The organism is Streptomyces sp. NPDC055078 (assembly GCF_053607985.1).
In genome coordinates this window covers 1-4,804 of sequence record NZ_JBSGUP010000628.1, presented here as the reverse complement: position 1 = coordinate 4,804, position 4,804 = coordinate 1, and the positions used below count along the sequence as shown (strand labels likewise).

Annotated in this window: 3 protein-coding genes; 2 read left to right on the top strand and 1 reads right to left on the bottom strand. The window is 72.5% G+C overall.

From position 1 onward, the window contains the following. Nucleotides 1–263: 263 nt before the first annotated feature. Nucleotides 264–449 carry a hypothetical protein gene (locus tag ACWF94_RS33595; protein WP_453497321.1) on the bottom strand — a complete coding sequence of 62 codons (186 nt, stop codon included), beginning with the start codon at nt 447–449 and terminating at the stop codon, nt 264–266. Nucleotides 450–687: 238 nt separating this feature from the next. Between ACWF94_RS33595 and ACWF94_RS33590 the strand changes: the two genes are divergently transcribed. Then, nucleotides 688–3,951 carry an nSTAND1 domain-containing NTPase gene (locus ACWF94_RS33590; RefSeq protein WP_453497318.1) on the top strand — a complete coding sequence of 1,088 codons (3,264 nt, stop codon included), beginning with the start codon at nt 688–690 and terminating at the stop codon, nt 3,949–3,951. Nucleotides 3,952–4,287: 336 nt separating this feature from the next. Further along, the gene (locus ACWF94_RS33585) at nt 4,288–4,530 is read left to right on the top strand and encodes a DUF397 domain-containing protein (protein ID WP_453497324.1); all 243 of its coding nucleotides are present in this window, start codon (nt 4,288–4,290) and stop codon (nt 4,528–4,530) included. Nucleotides 4,531–4,804 lie beyond the last annotated feature (274 nt).

Sequence of the window (4,804 nt, the reverse complement as noted above, 5' to 3'; positions counted from 1 at the left end):
CGGCCGCCGTCACGGAAGTACGTACACGCACGTCACTGTCCCCCTGGGTTGGTTGAAAGACGCGCGCCAAGCTATCAGGAGGCTCTCGTGCGCCCGTGATCAGCCAGGACAGCCGTGAGCAGGCAGGAGCAGCCGTGAGCAGCCGTGAGCAGCCATGACAGCCATGACAGCCGTGAGCAGCCGTGAGCAGGCATGAGCAGCCCGGACGGCCACGGCCACGGGCACAGGCACCCGTGGCCACGGTCACCCGGCGGCGCGCGTCCTCAGCGCCCCGCCCTCATGCCCCGGCCCCGGACGCCGAATCCGGGGTCCCATGACTTGTCGCGCTCGTCCCCGCCCTCTCCGTCCATCCGGTCGGGGACCGCCCTCGGCCCGGTCATGAACAGGAGCTGGCCGAGAGGGGGCCGGACACCGTCCGGGCGGTCGTCGTGCGGTGTGCGTTCACTCATATACGTCCCCTTCGTTCAGTTCCAGCGGGTGACGCGGCGGGGCCGGGCCGGGCGGTCGGTCCGGCGGCCCGCTGCCGCTCCACCCCCGATTCCACCGCCCGGCGTATTGTTCGGCAGCTCTCCCGGGGTGATGAAACATTGGCCAAAGCGGATCTTTCAGGGCCACGCGCCCGGTGATTGGCTTGGCGGTCCGGCTGTCTCCGCCTGGTGCGGAGGCGGCGGGAGTGGGGGGTGAGGTGTGGCGGGACGTCGTGAGGTGCCGGTCGATCCGGACGCGGGACCGGTGCAGCAGTTCGCGTACGAACTGCGGAGACTGCGCCGGGACGCGGGGCGGCTCACCTATCGGGCGATGGCGCGGAGCGCGGGCTACTCGGTGACAACGCTGTCCCGCGCGGCGGCCGGGGGGCAACTGCCCTCGCTGCCGGTGGCCCTGGCGTACGCGACGGCGTGCGGAGGCGACCGCGCGGAGTGGGAGGCGCGGTGGCGCCGGGCGGTCGCGGAGAGCGCGTCCGTATCCGGGTCCGAAGGGGACGGGGAGCACACCGACCCGCCGTACCGTGGCCTCTCCCGGTTCGAGGCCGGGGACCGTGAGCGGTTCTTCGGCCGCGACCCGATCGTGCGCGACCTCAGCGCACTGGTGCGCTCCCGGCGCGTGGTCGCGGTCGTCGGCGGCTCGGGCACCGGAAAGTCCTCCCTGCTGCGGGCGGGCCTCGTCCCCCTCCTGCGGAACGGCACCCCGCCGCCGACGCCCGACAGCGGTTCCCCGGCTCCGGACACCTCCGCCCCGGAAGACCGGACCCCGGACCCCCACCTCCCCGCCGCCCTGCGGATCCTCACCCCCGGCGAGCACCCCCACCGCACCCACCGGTCCCTGCTCGTGCCGGTGGACGCCCCGGGCGAGACGGTCGTCATCGTCGACCAGTTCGAGGAGACGTTCACGCTCTGCACCGACGCGGTCGAGCGGAGGCGGTTCATCGAGCTGCTGCTGACCGCCCTGCGGCCCGACAGCCGGCTGCGGGTCGTCATCGCGGTACGGGCGGACTTCTACGGCAGATGCTCCGAGTACCGGCGGCTCGCCGACGCCCTGAGGGACGCGAGCCTGCTGATCGGTCCCATGACGCGCGGTGAACTGCGGGAGGCGATCACCCGGCCCGCCCAGGCCGAGGGGCTGACCGTCGAACGCGGTCTGACCACCCGGATCGTCGACGAGATCGCGGGACAGCCGGGCGGCCTGCCGCTGATGTCGCACGCCCTGCTGGAGACCTGGCGCCGCCGCCGGGGCAGGGCCCTGACCCTCGCCTCGTACGAAGCCGCCGGGGGTGTGCACGGCGCGATCGCCATCACCGCCGAGGACACCTACTCCCGGCTCTCCCCCGACCAGGCGCGGCTCGCCCGCCAGATCCTGCTGCGGCTGATCACCCCGGGGGACGGCGTACCGGACACCCGGCGTCCGGTGGACCGGCGGGAACTGGACCCGGACGGGGCCAAGGACACGGCCGTGGTCCTGGAACGACTGGCGAGCGCCCGGCTGATCGCCCTTGACGAGCAGACCGTCGATCTGGCGCACGAGGCGCTGATCACCGCCTGGCCCCGGCTGAGCGGCTGGATCGACGAGGACCGCCGGCGGTTGCGCGTCCACCGGAAACTGACGGAGGCGGCACGCGCCTGGGAGGAGCTGTCACACGACTCGGGGGCGCTCTACCGGGGGCTGCGGCTGGCCGAGGCGCGGGAGGTGTTCGGCCCGGCCGGGCGGCCCGGGGAACTCACCGCGCTCGAATCGGGGTTCCTCGCCGCGAGCGGTGCGGGCCGGATCCGGGAGCGCCGCCGCAAACACGCCCTGATCGTTTCCGTATCGGTGCTGCTGGCACTGACCATGGTGGCGGGTCTTGCCGCCTGGCAGCGCAGTCAGACCGGTGAGCGGCGGCTCGCCGAGGCCACCTCCCGGCGGGTGGCGTCGCTCGCGCAGAACATGCGGTACGCCGATCCGCTGACCGCGATGCGGCTCAGCGTCGCCGCCTGGCGCATCAGCCCCACGGCGGAGGCGCGGGCGGCGCTCTTCGGCGCCGTGACCCAGCCCGAGCAGGACAGCTTCCAGCTGCCCGGCGACCGCAGCGAAGGCACACCCCACCTCAGCGCCGACGGCCGCACCCTTGCCGTCGCGGACCCGAGCGGTTCGGTACGGATCTGGGATGTGGAGGGCCGCAAACAGACCCATCGCTTCGGGATGGGGCTGCGGGAGGATGTGCACGGCTTCGCGGCGGACGGGCGGCGGCTGCTGTCGCAGACGGTGCAGGGCCAGTGGCAGCTGTGGGACACGGCCTCCGGCAGACCGACCCTGCTGCCGTTCCACAGCGGTGACACCCTCTCCGCCGACGGCCCGAAGGGCGACGCGTTTCTGGCGGTGACGCGGGACGGGGTCACCGTATGGGCCCCGGGGGAGGGGCGGCGGCTGTTCCAGCGCCCGGGAGACACCCGGCGGGCCCTCCTCAGCGAGGACGGCCGGCTGGTGGTCCTGTGCACCGCGGCGGGCGCGTTGGAACTGTGGGATCTGCGGGACCGGCGCCGGCTGCCGGTCGCGCGCGGTCAGGCGATCTCCCCGGCGGCCTGCGGCTCCGGCGCCAGGATCCTTTGGCTGGAGTCGCGCACCGACCGGCTGATCGTGCACACCGACACCCGGATACGGATCTGGGAGCCGGCCACCGGCCGGGAGCTGCCAGCTGTCCCGATCACCCGGACCTTCGCCGATCTGGCCGGCTCCGACGGAAAGTTCCTGGTCACGGCGGACGACCAGCAGATCCTCGTGTGGCGGGTCGGCCACCGCGGGGCGCCCGTCTTCCGCTACCCCCTAAGGGGAGGGCGTATCCAAGACCTGGTCCTGGATACGCGCCGAGGGGTGATCCGGTACGTCGAGCCGTACGCCGGTTCGGCGGTACGGACCATCTTCCTCGGGAACGCCCTGGACCCGCGGTGGCGTGCCGGGTCGGGTGCCCCGGCCACGCCGCGCGATCCGTACGGGTCCGGCACCCCCGGCGAGCTGACCGCCATGGCCCTGGGGCCCGTTGGCCACGACACCCTGGCGACCGGCGGGCTGACCGGCTGGGTGACGATCTGGGACCGTGCCTACGAGCGTCGTACCGGGACCTTTCACGCCACCGCCACGGGACCGGGCGCGGTGCCGGAGGCCGTGACCGCCCTGGCCTACTCCCCGGACGGCCGCATCCTGGCGACCGGCGGCGCCACCGGCACCGTACGGCTGTGGGACGCCGTGTCCACGCATCCGCTGGGAGGTCCGCTGCTCACCTCGGGGGACACGGTCCGGTCCCTCAGGTTCGGCCGTGACGGGAAGCGGCTGACCGTGGCGGGCGCCCACACCCCGCCGCGCTCCCACCCCATCGATCCCGAGCTGTCCATCGCCGTGGTGTGCGAACGCTCCGGCGGCGGACTGCGCGCCGCCGAGTGGAAGACCCATATCCCCGCGCTCGCGTACCGGGACACCTGCTGAGGAAGCCGGCGAGAGGCTGACGCAGCGAACCGCGCCACGCGCGAGGTCCGGAGGCCACAGCTCGAAGGCCCACCGCTTGGAGCCCACCGCTCGGAGTCCGGCCGCCCGACCATCGGTCCGGCAGCCCGTCCATCGACCGGAGTTCATCCGGCTTTCGGAAACGGGAAACTCCGCCGACACGGCCGTAGCTGACGATGTAATGGGCCGGAACTGTAACCGAGGGAATACCCCCCGTGCACGTGCATCTGCCCGTGCTGACGCTTATGCATTCACGCGTGAAACAGAGCTATGATCCGGGACTGTTGACACATGCACCTTGTACCCCGGGAGCGACTCGTGCACCACGCGTACAACGGCATGGCGGCCACAGAGCTCCATGAGGCCGTCTGGCAGAAGAGCAGGCACAGCAACTCCCAGGGATCGTGCGTGGAGTTCGCCAAACTGCCCGGCGGGAATGTCGCGATGCGCAACTCACGCCATCCCGACGGACCCGCCCTCGTCTATACGCCCGCCGAGATCGAGGCCATGCTACTGGGCGTCAAGGACGGGGAGTTCGACCATCTGATCGCGGGAGCCTAGGGAACACACGGGCCGGACTCCCGAAGGCCCCGGAAGTCCCGGAAGTCCAGGAACCCCACGAAGCCCCACGAAGCACTCGATGCCGGTCGCCGGAAAAGCGGAATCAGCGGCAGAACAACGGCGGAACAACGGCGGAAGCAACGGGAGTACGGACCGGGCGGGACGTTCCTCCGGGGATGCGTCAGGGGATGCGTCCGGGGAGGAGCGGGCCCGCCCCCCGATAGCCGGGCCCGCTCCCCGGCACGTCCGGCCGGCCCCCCACGCCGGGCCGAAC

Excerpts from the sequence above, each read along its gene's own strand:
- ACWF94_RS33595 (WP_453497321.1), bottom strand. The coding sequence starts at position 449 with ATGAGTGAACGCACACCGCACGACGACCGCCCGGACGGTGTCCGGCCC.